Origin of the sequence: Chondromyces apiculatus DSM 436 (assembly GCF_000601485.1) — a bacterium.
Lineage (GTDB): Bacteria > Myxococcota_A > Polyangia > Polyangiales > Polyangiaceae > Chondromyces > Chondromyces apiculatus.
Map to the genome: position 1 here is coordinate 1 of NZ_ASRX01000106.1, position 18,049 is coordinate 18,049.

The 18,049-nt window shown below is 71.0% G+C and carries 1 protein-coding gene; it reads right to left on the reverse strand.

Annotation, left to right across the window (positions count from 1 at the left end; translation table 11 throughout):
• Nucleotides 1–17,917 (reverse strand): type I polyketide synthase (locus CAP_RS51565; protein ID WP_197041558.1); only part of this gene is annotated, 17,917 nt, incomplete at its 3' end.
• Nucleotides 17,918–18,049: the final 132 nt, after the last annotated feature.

Sequence of the window (18,049 nt, forward strand, 5' to 3'; positions counted from 1 at the left end):
CGAACAGCACCGGCTGCACAACCTCGATCGCCTCCAGACGACGCTCGCTGTCCTCCGCTTGCAGCACCTCGCACACCGAGAACCCGGCCTCTCTCCGGATCGCTCCGTCGCACGCCTCCAGCGCTCGCCGGAACACAGGCTCCTCCGCCATCAGTTGCCGCCCCATCCCCGCCCACTGCGACCCCTGACCCGGGAACACGAACACCACCTTAGGCGCGCTCGCTCCTGCTTCTCCCTCCACCACACACGACGACACCTCCCCGCGCCCGTACGCTCCCAGCGCCGTCGACAGCTCTCCCGCGCTCCTACCCACCACCGCGAGCCGGTGCTCGTGGTGCGTCCTGCGCACGCCCGCCGAGTACGCGATGTCTTCCAGCCGCGCGTCCGATGTCGTCAGGAATGTGCTCCACGACCTCGCCAGCGCGCGCAGCGCCTCCGGGCTCTTCGCGGACAGCGGCAGCAGGTGGCTCGTCACCTCCTTCGCAGCCGCCTCTACCTGCCTTCTCCGCGGCGCCTCCTCGAGAACGACATGGGCGTTCGTCCCGCTGAAGCCGAAGGAACTCACCCCTGCGACCCGAGGCTTGCCGTTCGCCTTCCAGGGCACTGCCTCCGAGGCCACCCGCACTGGCAGCTCCGACCACGCCACGTGCGGGTTCGGCTCCGTGAAATGCAGGCTCCGGGGGATCAGCCCGTGCTGCATCGCCAGCACGGTCTTGATGACGCCGGCCACACCGGCTGCCGCCTGCGTGTGCCCGAAATTCGATTTGACCGAGCCGATCAGCACCGGATCGTCGGACGCCCTGCCAGCGCCGTACACGGCGCCGAGCGACTGAACTTCGATGGGATCCCCGAGCGGCGTCCCCGTCCCGTGCGCCTCCGCATACCCGACCGACGCCGGGCTCACGCCCGCCTGAGCCAGCGCCTGCCGGATCACCGCCTCCTGCGACGGGCCGTTCGGCGCCGTCAGGCCCTGGCTGCGGCCGTCCTGGTTCACCGCGGAGCCGCGGATCACCGCCAGGATCGCGTCGCCGTCCCGCTCCGCGTCCGAGAGGCGCTTGAGCACGACCATGCCGCAGCCTTCGCTCCAGGCCACGCCGTCCGCCGAGGCGTCGAAGCTCTTGCACCGGCCGTCACGGGCGAGGCCGCGCAAGCGGCTGAACTCCACGTGCGCCGCCGGTGTGAGCATCACCGCCACGCCACCTGCCAGCGCGACGCTGCATTCGCCGGACCGCAGGCTCTGGCAAGCCAGGTGGATGGTCGCCAGCGAGGAGGAGCATGCCGTGTCCACGGTGAGGCTCGGCCCTTTGAGGCCGAGCCAGTACGAGATGCGCCCCGAGGCGATGCTCCCAGAGCCGCCCGTCCCGACGTAGCCGTCGAACGCCTCGGGAGTGCTCCCGGCAAGCGCTCCGTAGTCGTGGTACATGAGGCCCACGAACACGCCGGTGTCGCTGTTCATCATCCGCTCGGACACGAGCCCTGCACTCTCCAGCGCCTCCCAGCTCGTCTCGAGGAGGAGCCGCTGCTGCGGATCCATCTTCTGGGCTTCCCTCGAGGAGATGCCGAAGAACGCAGGATCGAACCGGTCGATGTCGTCGAGGAAGCCCCCGCTGCGCGTCATCATCTTGCCGGGGGCGTCGGGATCGGGATCGTAGAGCGCGTCGATGTCCCAGCGCTCCCGCGGCACTTCACGGATCGCGTCCACGCCTTGCTCGAGCAAGGTCCAGAAGGTCTCCGCATTGCGAACACCGCCCGGGTAGCGACAACCGAACCCGATGATGGCGACAGGCTCTTCCCGCGGCGCCGAGGGCCTCACAGGTGCGGCGCTCGGTGTCTCGTCGATCTGCAACCGCTCGAGCAGATGGCGCGAGAGCGCACGCGCCGTCGGGTAATCGAAGGCCAGCGTCGAGGGCAGCAGCGTCCCGAGCCGCCTGGACAGCACGCCGCGGAGCTCCACCGCCATCAACGAGTCCAGCCCCAGCTCCTGGAGGGGTCGATCTTCCGGGACGTCGCTGGTCGACGGAAGCGACAGCGCCTTCGCGATCTCCGCCCGCACCATGCCCTCGACCTCAGCCCGGCGCGCCGCGGCGTCGAGCCCGAGGAGCCGCGCATCGAACCCCGCCGTGCGGGGAGATCTGTTGACCGCCTTCGGTACGATGAGCTCGCGCCACAAGGGAGGGATCTCAGCGCCGAACGACCGCTGCGCGGCGGACAGGTCGATGGGCATCAGGAGAAGCTCGGCGTCCGGACGGAGGAGCGCCTCCCCGAGCAGGGAGAGACCGAGAGCCGGCGCGATCATGCCCACCCCCATCCGAGCAAGGCGCGCCAGCGCCGCACCGGCCAGGCCAGCCGCCATCCCGCCGCCTTCCCAGGGTCCCCAGTGCAGGCTGTGGGCCGGCAGGCCCTCGGCGCGACGGTGATGCGCGAGGGCGTCAAGGAACGCATTCGCTGCGGCGTAGTTGGCCTGCCCCGCGTTGCCGAACAGCGAGGTCGCCGACGAGAAGAGCACGAACACATCGAGCGGCGTGCCCCGCGTCGCTTCGTGGAGGGTCCATGCGCCGCGGATCTTCGGCGCCATGACGCGCTCGAACCGCGCCGCCGTCTGCTCGGCAAGGACGCCGTCGTCGAGCACGCCGGCCGCGTGGATAACGCCGCGCAGAGGGTACTCCGCGGGCACGCTGTCGAGGAGCGCCCGCAGCGCGGGAAGGTCCGTGACGTCCGCTTGGGCGACCGTCACACCCGCTCCTTCGGCGCGCAACCGCGCGATGGTCGCGACCGCCTCTGCCGAAGGCGACCTCCGGCCGACGAGCAGGAGGTGCCTCACCCGATGCTCCTCCCAGAGCCATCGTGCGACCTCGAGGCCCAGGGCCCCCAACCCGCCCGTGACGAGCACCGTGCTCTCTGCCCGAAGCAGCGCTCGGTCACGCGCGCTCTGCCCAGGAGGTGCCTCGACCAGCCGCGGCACGTGACGCTTGCCGCGCCGCCATGCGACCTCCGCGTCGCCATGCGCACGGGACAGCTCACTCCAGATCACGTCGACGTGATCCTCCGCGCCAGGATCGAGGTCGACAAGCGCGCAACCGACCTCGGGATGCTCCTGCACGACCACACGGCCGAGCCCCCAGAGCGGCGCTTGGTTCACAGCGGACAGGTCACCCGCCCCCGCCTCCTGCGCTCCCGCGGTCACCCAGAGCATCCGCAGTGGCGCCGTGTGCTTCGCGAGCGCCTGCACGATGCGCAAGGCCGCGATCGAGGTGCGCTCGGCGCGCGTCGCCGAGGAGTTCTCCCCCTCGCCTGTCACCGGCTCGAACCAGAGGCAGATGACCCCCTGCAACGGCGCCGCAGACGCCGGATCGAGCACCTCCGCCAGCGCCTCCAGAGGCGCGTCAATGCTCGCCGAAAGGCAGGTCGCGCCAGAGGCCCTCAGGCGCGCTGCAATCTTGTGCGCAGCCGGTGTGTCGCGGCTCAGCAGGAGCCATCTGCCCAAGGGCTGGACCACGTCGCCCGCGACAGGCTTCTCACGCCAGCGAACCGTGTAGAGGTGCTCCCCGGACACGGGCTCTCCACGGACGTCGCGCAGCACGGCCGTACCGGCGCGCTTCAGCCGGAGGCGCGACAGGCGGATCACCACCTTCCCCGCGCTGTCGGCCACGGTGACGGTGGCCTCGATCGTCTCCGCATCCGACGCGATCTCACGCTCGATCGTGGCATGTACCCACGCTTCGGTGACGCCAGGTGCGAGGGCCAGGACTTCGCCGAACTCGAACGGCAAATACGTGTGCCCGACCGGTACATCCACGATGGCTGCAAGCGCATGAAGTGATGCGTCGAGCAGCGCAGGATGCATCCCGTACGCCTCGGCATCGTCCCGCGCCCCCTGCGGTAGCACGACGCGCGCGAGCGCTTCGTGCTCGCCGCGGTCAAGCTCCGTCATCGCTCGGAAGGCCGGTCCATACCCGAGCCCCGAAGCTGCGAAGCGCTCGTAGATGTCGTCCACCACCATGCCCGTCCGGCAGCGCGCGCGGATCGCGCCCACATCGAGCATCCCTGCCTGCTCGATGCCCTTGGCAAGCCCTGCGTACCCGTGAGCGTGAAGGGTCCACCGCGCCTCGGGTGCCGCGTCGCCGGCACGGCTGTAGATGGACACCTCGACGGCCTCGGCATCCCTGCGGGGCAGGACCACCTGCACCCGGCGGCTCCCTGTACCGGGCAAGCGCAGTGGCGCCTGGAGGAGCAGGTCCGTCACCCGGACCTGCTCCCACCCGTAGCGGGTCGCCGCCGCAGCGCGCACGATCTCGGCCAGCGCAGCACCTGGGACGACGACGTCGCCGAAGACGCGGTGGTCCGCGAGGTACGGGAGCGTCGCCGCGCTCAGCTCCACCTCGAACACAGCCTCCGCGAAAGCAGAGGGCGTGTGGGAGCCAAGCAGCGGGTGCCCGGTCGCGACGCCATGCCTCTCCGTCGAGCGCGCTGCATCGATCCAGTGGCGCGTCCTCTGCCAGGGATACGTGGGCAGCGCGACGACTCGACCCCTTGCGGGGTGAAGCCGTCCCCACGACACAGGAACCCCGTGCACATGCACAAGGCCGAGCGCTTGCAGGACGCGCTGGCGCTCGTCCTTTCGGCGCCTCAGCGTCGCCACGATGTGGCCAGCATTCCCGCGCGCTGCGAGGCACTGTTCCACGTCGAGCGACAGGACCGGGTGCGGACCCACTTCCACGAAGAGGGAGTGCCCTCCCGCCAGCGACGCCGTGATGGCCTGCTCGAAGCGCACTGTCCCGCGGAGATTTCGCCCCCAGTAAGCGGCGTCGAGTTCCTGGCCCGAGACGGCTTCTCCGGTGACGGTACTCATCATCGGGATCGTCGCGCGCTGAGGCGTGAGCTTTCCGACGGCCTCGACGAACTCGCTCTGCAGCGGATCCATCTGTGGACTGTGGAAGGCATAGTTCACCCGTAGATCCCTGCACGAGACCCCCTGCGCCGCGAGCCTCTCCGCCACCGCGTCGAGCGCTGTCGCCTCCCCCGAGAGGACCACCTGCCGAGGTGCGTTGACCGCAGCGATCCCCACCTGCGCCGCGATCCCGCCGATCGCGTCACGCGCATCGTCCTCGCTCAGCGCGACCGAGAGCATCCTTCCTTGCCCCGTCGCGCGCTGCATGATGCGACCCCGGAGCACGACGAGGCGCGCTGCCTCTTCGAGATCCAGAACCCCGGCGACGTGGGCTGCGGCCAGCTCGCCCACGCTGTGGCCGATCACCATCGCTGGCACGACCCCCCATGACCTGAACAGCGCAGCAAGCGCCACCTCGACCGCAAACAGCGCCGGCTGTGCAACCGCCGTCTCGCCGAGCAGCGAGCGTTCCTCGCTCTCTCCGAGCGCCTCGATCACCGACGCGCCCGTATGCGGCCGGAGGGCGGCGTCGCAGGCCTCAAGCGCCCGCCGAAACACAGGCTCCTCCGCCATCAATTGCCGCCCCATCCCGGCCCACTGCGACCCCTGACCAGGAAACACGAACACCACCTTCGGCGCGCTCGCTCCTGCTTGCCCCTCCACCACCCCCGACGACACCTCCCCGCGCCCGTACGCGCCGAGCGCCGCGGACAGCTCCTCCCCGCTCCTCCCCACCGCCGCCAGCCGGTGCTCGTGGTGCGTCCTGCGCACGCCCGCCGTGTAGGCGACATCTTCCAGCCGCGCGTCCGATGTCGACAGGAACGAACTCCACGATCTCGCCAGCGCGCGCAGCGCCTCCGGGCTCTTCGCGGACAGCGGCAGCACGTGGCTCGACGCCTCCTTCGCAGCCACCTCGACCTGCCGACGCCGCGGCGCCTCTCCGATGAGGACATGCGCGTTCGTCCCGCTGAACCCGAATGAACTCACCCCCGCCACCCGGGGCTCGCCGTTCGCCTCCCAGGGAACCGCCTCCGAGGCCACCCGCACCGGCAGCTCCGACCACGCCACGTGCGGGTTCGGCTCCGTGAAATGCAGGCTACGGGGGATGCGCCCGCGCGCGAGCGAGAGCACCACCTTGATGATCCCAGCCACGCCCGCGGCGCCTTCCGTGTGGCCGATGTTCGTCTTCACCGAGCCGATCCAGAGCGGCGTCTCTGCCGCGCGCCCTTCACGGTAGGCAGCGCCGAGCGCCTGCACCTCGATCGGATCTCCGAGCGGCGTCCCCGTCCCGTGCGCCTCCACGTAGCCGACCGATGCCGGGCTCACGCCCGCCTGGGCCAGCGCCTGCCGGATCACCGCCTCCTGCGACGGACCGTTCGGCGCCGTCAGACCCTGGCTACGGCCGTCCTGATTCACGGCGGAGCCACGGATCACCGCCAGGATCGGATCCCCGTCACGCTCTGCGTCCGAGAGTCGCTTCAGCACGAGCACGCCGCAGCCCTCCCCGCGCACGTAGCCGTCAGCCTGCGCGGAGAACGCGCTGCAGCGGCCCGTGGGGGACATCGCGCGCATCCTGCTGAAGTACACCGTCGTCTCCGGTGTCAGCACCAGGTTGACGCCCCCGGCCAGCGCCATGGTGCACTCACCGGATCGCAACGCCTGGCAGGCCAGATGCACCGCGACGAGAGACGAGGAGCACGCCGTGTCCACTGCCAGGTTGGGCCCCTGGAGGCCGAGCCAGTACGAGAGCCGCCCGACGCTCGCGCTGTGCGCCGAGCCCAGGAGCGAGTACGGATCGAAGCGCTCGGCCCCGCGGGCGAGCATCATGGACTGGTAGTCGTTGCCGCAGATGCCAACGTAGACGCCGGTGTTGCTGCCAGCCAGAGCGTCGGCCCTGAAGCCTGCGCGCTCAAGGGCCTCCCAGGTGGTCTCCAGGAGCAACCGCTGCTGGGGGTCGATGCTCGTCGCTTCGCGCGGTGAGATACCGAAGAACACCGGGTCGAAACGCTCGATGTCGTCGATGAAGCCACCCCAGCGCGTGACCATCTTGCCGGCGGCGTCCGGATCCGGATCGTAAAACGCATCGATGTCCCAGCGCGACCTCGGCACCTCCCGGATGGCGTCCACCTCCCCCTCGATCAGCCGCCAGAAGCCATCGGGGTCACGCACCCCACCCGGCATCCGGCAGCCGATGCCGAGGATGGCGATCGGCTCCTCCTGCAGCGCGGCGCGAGGAAGAGCCACGGCTTGCCTGGCCTTCGGAGCATCGACGCGCAGGACCTCCTCCAGCAGGTATTGCCGCAGCGCCGCCACGGTGGGTCGATCGAAGAGCAGGGTGGCGGGCAACGCCTTGCCGACGCGGGCGGAGAGTGCGTTCCGCAGCTCCAGGGCCATCAGAGAGTCGAGCCCCAGATCCCGGAGCGGTTGATCGGCCGTGAGCGCGCCGGCGGAGCCGAGGGACAGGACCCTCGCGAACTCGCTCCGCACCGCCGCCTCCACTTCCGCCGCACGCGCCTCGGGAGACAGCGCCGCCAGACGCGCCGCCCAAGGGCCCACGGCTCGGGTGCTCCCGCCACCGGCCACACCGCTGGATGGCGGACTGACCAGCGCCCTCCACAGCGGCCCGACCTTGCCTCCGAACGCCTGACCGAGCACCCGCAGGTCCAGCGGCAAGATCCCGAGGTGCGCCTCGGGGCGCGAGAGCGCGCGCCCCAGGAGCGTGACCCCCTGGGCCGGGGCGAGCGCGCCGATCCCCATGCGCTGGTAGCGCGCGCGCTGGACGTCGTTCAGCGTCTCGGCCATCCCCCCTCCGGCCCATGGTCCCCAGCTCAAGCTATGGCCAGGGAGCCCCTCTGCGCGCCGCGCGTGGGCGAGGCCATCCAGGAAGGCGTTGGCCGCGGCGTAGCTCGTTTGCCCAGCCGAACCGACCAGAGAGGCGCCCGACGAGAAAAGCACGAAGCACTCGAGCGGCACGCCCCGCGTCGCCTCGTGCAGGTTCCAGGCGCCACGCACCTTGGACGCGAAGACCCCGGAGAACCGCGTCTCGGTCTGCTGCGCGACCATACCGTCGTCGATCACGCCAGCCGCATGGATGACGCCCCGGAGCGGTAGCTCCACAGGCACGGCCGCCACGAGGGCCCGCACCGCGTCCGCATCCGCAACGTCGAGCTGGGCCACCGTGACGCGCGCCCCCATCGCGCGCAGCGCCGCAACCGCCGCGCCCTGCGCTCCCTCAGGCGCCCGTCGCCCGACGAGCAGGAGGTGCTGCACGCCGTGCTCTTCCCGGAGCCAGCGCGCCACCTGAAGGCCCAGCGCCCCGAGTCCGCCGGTGATCAGCACCGTGCTCTCCCGTGTGACAGGAGCGTCCTTCGCAGCGGCGGGCAGGAGGACGATCTTGCCAAGGTGCCGCGCCTGCGCCATGAACCGGAGCGCGCTCTCCGCGTCGGTGATCGGGAACGTGCGTACCGGCAGCGGGCGTAGATGCCCCGCGGTGAAGCCGTCGGAGATCGCACGGAGCATCTCCTGGATCCGCTCCGGACCCGCTTCCCACAGGTCGAAGGCCCGGTAGTCGACACCTGGATGGGCTGCGCTCACGGCCTCTGGCGAGCGGATGTCAGTCTTCCCCATCTCCAGGAACCGACCGCCTGCGGAGAGCAACGACAGGCTCGCATCCACGAAGTCGCCCGTGAGCGCGTTCAGCACCGCGTCCACCCCGCGCCCCTGCGTCGACGCCCGGAAGGTGTCGGCGAACGCGAGCGTCCGCGAACTCTCCACGTGCGCGATCCCCATCGCACGCACCGCGTCCCACTTGCTGGGGTTCGCCGTGGCAAAGACCTCGGCGCCGATCCACCGGGCGATCTGCGCCGCCGCCATCCCGACCCCGCCAGCCGCGGCATGGATCAGGAGCCGCTCCCCGCGCCGCAGGCGCCCGAGATCGTGCAGCGCATACCACGCCGTCAGGAACGCGATCGGCAAGGCCGCCGCCTGCGCCGCGGAGAGCCCCGCCGGCGGAGGGCACGCGAGGCGCGCGTCCACCGTCACGAACCGACGGAAGGCCCCCAGCGCGACCGCCATCACAGCATCCCCCACCGCGAGGTGCTGCACCCCCTCCCCCACCGCCGTGATGATCCCGGCGCACTCCCCTCCCATCTCCACGCCCTCCCCCGGATCCCTGCCCAGGGCGCGGAGGACATCCCGGAAGTTGAGCCCGGAGGCCTTCACCGCGATCTCGATCTCACCCGGACCAGGCGCCCGTCGCTCGGCCGGAACCAGGCGTAGATGATCGAGCAGTCCCTTCCTGGCCGTCTCCAGACGGTACGACGGCGTGTCCGGGATCGTGAGGCCCAGCGTGGCGGAGACCCTGGAGAGCCGCGCTGCGCGTCGCTTGCCCCCCCGCCACGCGATCTGGTCCTCGTCGTCGGGGCGTCCCAGCTCACGCCAGAGCACCTCCGCCGTGTCGCTCGCCCCGCACTCCACGTCCACCAGCGTGCAGCCAAGCTCCGGATGCTCCTGCATCACCGAGCGCCCGAGCCCCCACAGCGATGCCCCCGCCGGCGACACGGTCTCGCCGGGATGTACCGCTTGCGCGCCCTCGGTCACCCACAGCAGCCGCGACGGCGCCGAACCCTCGCGCCGCAGCAGCGCCCTCACAACCTCCAGCGCCATCACATTTGCGGCCTCGGCATGCTCCGCCGATGAGCCGCCCTCGGTGCTACCCCACAGGCACACGATGCCCGCGGGGCCCTCCGGGCCGACCGCATCCAGCGCCGCGTCGATCTCTCCGGCTTGCTTCGTCAGCCTCACCGCGGCGCCCTGCGCTCCCCGGGACCGGAGGCCCTCCAGGAAGAATTGAGCGCGGTCGTCCTCGTCGCTCATCACGAGCCACACCCCCGGAGGCACCGCCACCTCTCCCAGCGGATGGGTCTCCTGCCAGGTGATCTCGTAGAGGTGCTCGAGCGGCGCCGACGCCATCGCCCGCCGGAGCGCCGCCGCATCTGCGCGCTTGAAGCGCACCTCGGTCAACTCCGCCAGCACCTCGCCACGATCGTCCAGGGCCACGACGTCGCCGCAGATCACCTCCCCGCTCCCGCCTGGCGTGCCCCTCAGCCGCGCATGGATCCACGCAGAAGAGAAGCCTGGCTGCCACACCGTGAACGCACCGATCTCCCACGGCAGATAAGCCTCACTCCCGATCTGAGGCCCGAGCGCCGCGGCGAGCGACTGCAACGCCGCATCGAGCAGCGCGGGGTGCGCGCCGTAGGCCCCCTCGTCTCCGTCGGTACCGGCAGGCAACCCGACCCGCGCGAGCGCCTCACCGTCGCCTCGCCACAGCGCTTCGATGCCGCGAAAGGTGGGACCGTACGCCAGACCCAGCTCGCCGAACGCCGTGTACAGCTCCGCCACCGCGACCGCGCTGCCGCACCGGGCGCGCACTGCCCCGAGATCCCCCACCTGGCCTGGCGCGCCGCCAGTGGCCACGCGAAGCTGGCCTCGAGCGTGCTCCACCCATCGCTCGTCCGGCCGCGCGGAAAGCGGCTGGCTGTACACCGCGACCTCGCCGCGACCCTCGCTCGGCTCGGAGACCACCACGTGCACGCGCACCGCTCCCCGCTCCGGGAGCACCAGAGGTGCACGCACCACCAGCCCCTCCACGCGCGCCCGCGCCCCGAGGCCCGACGCCTCCGCAGCCGCCCGCGACAGCTCCAGCAGCGCCGTTCCAGGCACCACAACCTGCCCGAACACCCGGTGATCCGCCAGATAGGGAAGCGTCTCCGTACCCAGCGTCGCCTCGTAGAGCGCCTTCGCTTCAGCCGCCGGGATCCGCGCGCCGAGCAACGGGTGCCCCGACGGCAGTGCATCACGGTGCGCGCCCCGGAGCGCGGGCGCATCCTCAAGCCAGTACCTCTTTCGCTGCCATGGATACGCCGGCAGCGCGACGACGCGCCCGCCCTCGGGGTAAAACTGGCTGAAATCGACCGCGTGGCCATGCGCATAGAGCGCCGCGAAGGCCATGAGCAGGTTCCTCCGCCCCTCCTGGTCGCGCCGCAGCGTGGGGATGGCGCGCCCCTCCACGCCCCCCTCCGAGAGAGCGCGCTCCACGTGGAGCGACAGGACCGGGTGCGGGCCCACCTCCACGAAGGTGCGAAACCCGTCGCCGATCGCGGCAGCGACCGCGCCCGCGAAATGCACGGGCGCGCGGACGTTCTTCGCCCAGTAGGTCGCATCGAGCGCTTCACCGGCGACGAGGCCGCCCTCCACGGTGCTGTACATCGCGCGCGCGCACGGGCGCGGCCGGAGCGCACCGAGGGCGTGCTTGAGCGCGTCGACCAGGGGATCCATCTGCGGGCTGTGGAAGGCGTAGTCCACGCGCAGCGTCTGCCCGCGCACGCCCTGCCCTTCGAGCTGCGCGAGGACCTCCGCGAGTGCCGTCGCGTCCCCCGACAGCACCACCGAGCGAGGGTCGTTGATCGCCGCGATGGTCAGGTGCTCCTCGTGACCCCGCAGCGCCCGCGCGGCTTCCTCGAAAGGCAGCTCCACGGACGCCATCTTTCCCAGTCCCGTCGCGCGCTGCATGACCCGGCCGCGGAGGCACACGAGCCGGATCGCTTCCTCCAGGTCGAGCGCGCCAGCGATGTGCGCCGCCGCCACCTCCCCGACGCTGTGGCCGATCACCGCCTCCGGCACGACACCCCACGACGCCCACAGCGCGGAGAGCGCCACCTGGATCGCGAAGATTGCCGGCTGGGCTACCTCGGTCTCACCAAGACGAGCTGTACCCTCTTCGGCTGCGAGCTCGCCCAGGAGCGAGTAGCCCGCGTGGCGCTGCACGAGCGGCTCACAGGCCTCGATCGAAGCGCGGAAGACAGGCTCCTCGGCGATCAGCGCGCGGCCCATCCCCACCCATTGCGATCCCTGACCGGAGAATACGAACACGACCCCGGACCGGGCAGCCCGCGACGTCCACCCGCGCGCGACGCTTGCAGGTGCCTCGCCGCGCACCAGCGCATCGAGCGCGGCGCCGATGTCGGCCCGGGAGCTGCCCACCACGGCCAGGCGGTGCGGCCAGTGGCCGCGCCGGACGCTCGCGGTGTACGCAATGTCGCGGAGTGCGTGTGACGCGCCCGCGCCCTCCTCCGAGAGGAAGTGACCGTACGCCGTTACCAAGGCAGCGAGCGCCTCGGGCGCGTGCGCCGAGAGGGGGAGCACGAGGAACGCCTCCTCCGCGGGGGCGTCCTCCATGATCCCTCGATCCGGCGCCTCCTCGAGGACCACGTGGGCGTTCGTCCCGCTGAGCCCGAACGAGCTCACGGCAGCGATCCGAGGCGTCCCGGAGGAGGGCCAGGATGACGCCTCGGCCGCGACCTTCACGGGTAGCTCGTCCCACGCAATGTGGGGGTTCGGTGCGGTGAAGTGCAGCGTCCTCGGGATGTGCGCATGCTGCAGCGCGAGCACAGCCTTGATGACCCCCGCGACGCCCGCGGCGGCCTCCGTGTGGCCGATGTTCGTCTTCACCGAGCCGAGGATCACGGGACTGTCCGGCGCGCGGCCTTCGCCCAGGGTGACCCCGAGCGCCTGCACCTCGATGGGATCGCCGAGCTGCGTCCCTGTCCCGTGGGTCTCCACGTAGGCCACGGCGGAGGGCGAGACGCCCGCCTGCGCGAGGGCCCGCCGGATCACCGCCTCCTGTGCAGGGCCGTTCGGCGCCGTCTGGCCATTGCTCCGACCATCCTGGTTGATCGCTGAACCGCGCACGACGGCCAGGATGGGATCCCCCCTCCGCACCGCGTCCGAGAGGCGCTCCAGCACGAGGACGCCGCACCCTTCGCTGCGAACGAAGCCGTCCGCGTCCGCCGAGAAGGCCCGGCACCGTCCCGTCGGCGAGACCGCCCGGGTCCTGCTCAGCGTGACGGTGTGCTCGGGGATCAGGATGAGGTTGACGCCGCCCGCGAGCGCCAGCGAGCACTCGCCGTTCCGCAAGGCCTGACAGGCCAGGTGAAGGGCCACCAGCGACGACGAGCATGCGGTGTCCACAGGCATGTTCGGGCCCTTGAGCCCGAGCCAGTACGACAGCCGCCCGACGCTCATGCTGTGCGCCGTCCCCAGGAGCGCGATGGGGTCGATGGTGTCGGCGCCGCCCCGCGCCATGATCTGATAATCGTGGGTGCACATCCCGACGAAGACGCCGGTGTCGCTGCCCATCAGCTCTGCCGGCGTTCGACCGGCGCGTTCGAGCGCCTCCCAGCTCACCTCGAGGAGCAAGCGCTGCTGAGGGTCGAGCGCCGCTGCTTCGCGGGGCGAGATCTCGAAGAAGCCAGGATCGAAGAGGTCAGAGCCCTCGAGGAAACCGCCCCAGCGGGTCGTCATCTTGCCGGGGGCGTCGGGATCCCGATCGTAGTACGCCTCGATGTCCCACCGCTCCTTCGGGACCTCACGGATGGCGTCTTCTTCGCGCTCGAGCAGGTCCCAGAAGCTCTCGGGATCGCGCACGCCGCCAGGGAAACGGCAGCCGATGGCCACGATGGCGATCGGCTCGTCACGCATCACCGGCACCGGTGAGGGCGCGGCGATGACCTTCTCCAGAGGGCCGCCGATGCGACCGATCAAGAAGCGCGAGAGCGCTTCCACCGTCGGATGGTCGAAGACCACCGTCGCCGACAGCGGCTTGCCGATGCGCGCGGAGAGCCGGTTGCGCAGCTCGAGGGCCATCAGAGAGTCGAGCCCCAGCTCCTGAAGCGGACGATCGACGGGGGTGTCACTCGCCGAACCGAGCGACAGCACCCGCGCCACGTCCTCCCGCACTGCCGCTTCCATCGCCATGCCTTGCGCCGACGGAGGAAGCGCAGCCCACCCCCCGACCCAGCCCGTGGTGACCATGACCGCGCGCGGCGGCTGGACGAGCGCCCGCCAGAAGGGGGGCGGCGCGCTCGCGGAAGAGCTGCGCCGCACCGCCTCCAGGTCCAGGGACAGCAGGCCAAGCTGCGCCTCCGGCCGTGCCAGCGCCCGCCCGAGGAGTACGAGCGCCTGCGCGGGCGCGATCATCCCGAGCCCCTGCCTCCGGAGGCGCGCTTGCTGAAGCTCATCGAGCGCCTCGGCAAGCCCCACCTCGGCCCACGGCCCCCAGTTCAAGCTGTGCGCCGGCAATCCCTCCGCCCGACGTGCGTGCGCGAGGGCGTCCATGAACGCATTTGCCGCCGCATAGCTGCTCTGCCCTGCCGAGCCGAGCATCGACGCGGCAGAGGAGAAGAGGACGAAGAAGTCGAGGGGCACGCCACGCGTCGCCTGGTGCAGGCTCCACGCTCCCCTCACCTTCGGCGCAAGGACCCGCTGGTAACGTGCGGCGTCCTGCTTCGCGAGGACCCCATCGTCGAGGACGACAGCCGCGTGGATGACCCCACGCAACGGCAGCTCCTGCGGGACGAGCTGCATCACGGCCTCGACCTGCGACGCGTCGGTGACGTCGAGCTGGGTCACCGTCACCTGCGCCCCCGCCTCGCGCAGCGCCTCGACCGCCGCGCGCGCCTCCCCCTCGGGTGCGCGCCGCCCTGCGAGCAGGAGGTGCTGCACCCCGTGCTCTTCCCGGAGCCAGCGCGCCACCTGGAGCCCCAGCGCGCCGAGGCCGCCCGTGATCAGGACCGTGCTCTCCGCCGTGATGCGCGGCCGCTCCCGGAGCTCCTTGCCCGGCGGCGCCTCCACGAGGCGCGACACGTACCGCCTCCCCCCGCGCCAGGCGATCTGCGTCTCGTCATCGGGGCGCCCGAGCTCGCGCAGGAGCACCTCCACGGCGTCGCGCGCTCCGCGCTCCAGATCCACCAGCACGCAGCCAAGCTCCGGGCTCTCCTGCATCACCGAGCGGCCAAGCCCCCACAGCGAAGCCTCGGCCACTGCCGCCGACTCACCGGGCCGCACCGCTTGCGCCCCCTCCGTTACCCACAGCAGCCGCGGCGGCGCCGCACCTTCACGCCGCAGCAGCGCCTTCAACATCGCCAGCGCCGCCACGCTCAGGGCCTCAGCGCCCTCCGCCGGTGAGCCACCCGCGTCGCTGCTCCACACGCACACGACACCCGCGAGCCTCTCCGGGGAAGCTCCATCGAGCGCCGCCGCGTACGACTCCGGGGGCGCGGCCAAATCGCCCGTCACGCACCGCGCCCCTGCGTCTTGCAGGCGCGACACGAGCGCCTCGGCGAGCGCTGCCCCCTGATGAAGCACGAGCCACGAGCCTGAAACGGAAGCGCGCGCAACGCCCTCTGCCCGCTCTGCCGGAGAAGTGACCTCCTGCCAGAGGACCTCGTAAAGCCGCCCCGACGGCGCCAGCGCAGGCGCCGGCGCAGACGCACCAGCCGCATCCTCCGCGTCAACCTCGGCAGCGTCGGCGTGGTACCAGTACCGCTCACGCTGCCAGGGATAGCTCGGCAGCAGCACCACCCGCCCTCCCTCGGCCCGCTGTTTCTTCCAGTCCAGCGCGTACCCGCGCGCGTACAACGCCCCTAGCCCCTCCAGCAGGCTCCGCCGCTCCTCCGCGTGCCGCCGCATCGCTCCGAGCGCCACTCCCACCCGCCCGCTCTCCCGCACGTTCTCTTCCACCGACGGCACAAGGATCGGGTGCGGGCTCATCTCCACGAACACCGTGTGCCCTGCCTCCAGCAGCCCTCGCACCGCGCCCCCGAACAGCACCGGCTTGCGCAGGTTGTCCGCCCAGTACGAGGCCCTCAGCCCCTCTCCTCGCGCCCACCCCCCCGTCACCGTCGACCACATCGGGATGCTCGCCGCCTTCGGCGTCACCTCACCCAGCACACTCACCAGCTCCGCCATCAGCGCGTCCATCTGCGGGCTGTGCGACGCCACATCCACCTTCACCCGCCGGCAGAACACCTGCCTCTCCTCAAGCTGCCCCAGCAGCTCCGACATCGCCTCCGGCTCGCCTGCAACCACCGTCGACCGCGGTCCGTTGCTCACCGCAACGCTCAGACGACCCTCGTACCCGACCAGCTCACTCTCCGCCTCCGCCAGCGACAGCTCGCACAGCGCCATCACCCCCTGCCCGCTCACCTTCTTCAACAGCCGGCTGCGCCGGCAGATGATCACCACCGCTTCCCTCAGCGTCAGCACACCTGCCACGTGCGCCGCCGCTACCTCCCCCATGCTGTGACCCACCACCGCGCTCGGCTCCACACCGTACCCGCGCCACAGCTCGCTCAGCGCCACCTCCACCGCGAACAGCACCGGCTGCACAACCTCGATCGCTTCCAGACGCTCCGCGCTGTCCTCCGCTTGCAGCACCTCGCACACCGAGAACCCGGCCTCTCTCCGGATCGCTCCGTCGCACGCCTCCAGCGCCCGCCGGAACACAGGCTCCTCCGCCATCAGTTGCCGCCCCATCCCCGCCCACTGCGACCCCTGACCCGGAAACACGAACACCACCTTCGGCGCGCTCGCTCCTGCTTCTCCCTCCACCACCCCCGACGACACCTCCCCGCGCCCGTACGCTCCCAGCGCCGTCGACAGCTCTCCCGCGCTCCTACCCACCACCGCGAGCCGGTGCTCGTGGTGATGGCGCCGCAGGGCCGCCGTGTACGCGATGTCTTCGAGCCTGCCCGCGTCGCCGCTTGCCAGGAAAGGCGCGTACGCCCTGGCCAGGGCCGAGAGCGCTTCAGGGCTCTTCGCAGACAGGGGCAAGAGCAGAAGCTTCGCCTCGGCCGGCTTCGCTGGAGCCGCGACCGGCGGCGCCTCCTCCAGCACGAGGTGGGCGTTCGTCCCCCCGATCCCGAACGAGCTCACGCCGGCCCGCCGCGGCGTCGGACCGGAGACCCAGTCCGTGAGCCTGGCGTTCACGTAGAAGGGGCTGCGCTCCAGATCGAGGAGCGGGTTGGGGGTCTCGAAGTGCAGACTGGGCGGCAGCTTTCGGTGCCGGAGGGCGAGGACCGTCTTGATCAGGCCAGCGACGCCCGCGGCCGACTCCAGGTGACCCATGTTGGTCTTGATCGAGCCGATGGCGCAGAACTGCCGCTCTTCGGTGCTCGCACGGAAGGCCTGGGTGAGCGCGGAGATCTCGATGGGATCGCCGAGCGCCGTACCTGTCCCGTGCGCCTCGACATACTGGATGCTCCGCGCGTCCACGCCGGCGATGGCCAGCGCCTCCGCGATCACGTTGGCCTGGCCAACCTCGCTGGGCGCGGTGAAGCCCACCTTCGCCGAGCCGTCGTTGTTGACGGCCGACCCGCGGATGACCGCGTGGATGAAGTCCCCGTCCTCGATCGCTTCCCGCAAACGCTTCAGCACCACGACGCCGCAGCCGCTGCCGGGGACGATCCCTTGCCCCTTCGCGTCGAAGGCGCGGCAATGCCCGTCGGGCGCGGTGATGTACCCCTCCTCGTAAAGGTACCCGGCCGGGTTCGGGATCCTCACGGTCACACCGCCCGCCAGCACCATGTCGCACTCGCGGGCCAGGAGGCTCGCGCAGGCCATGTGCACCGCGACGAGGGACGTGGAGCACGCGGTCTGCACGCTGACGCTCGGCCCCTTCAGGTCGAGCTTGTAGGCGACGCGGGTCGCCAGGTAGTCCTTGTCATTCGCGACCAGCGTCAGGAAGCCGGCGGATCCCTTCGCCATCAGCCCTGGCATCGTCAGGAGCTGGCGGAGGAGGTAGCTGCTCACGCTGGCGCCCGCATAAACGCTGATGGCCCCCTCGTAGCTGAAGGGATCGACCCCGGCGCTCTCGAGCGCCTCCCACGCGCACTCCAGGAAGATACGGTGCTGAGGATCGGTCACCTCGGCCTGCCGCCCTTTCATGCCGAAGAACGAAGCGTCGAAGAGATCGATGTCCTCGAGGATCGCGCTCGCCCGGACGTAGGCCGGGTCCTTCAGGACGGCGGCATCGATCCCGGCGGCCAGCAGCTCCTCCTCGGTGAAGAACGTCACCGACTCGACGCCATCGCGCAGGTTGCGCCAGAGCTGGTCCACGTCGCGCGCGCCCGGAAAGCGGCCAGCCATCCCAATGATCGCGACGGCATCGTCGAGGGTATCTCGGTCCATGATCTCCATCCGTTGCAACTTCACGCACACCACTGTCCCTGCGGATCGCATCCGCGCGGAGCCCACACGAAGGGTGCAGGATCAGCACAGGCAGCGACCGTCAGTGCCCGTCAATCAAGTGCTCTACGCCGA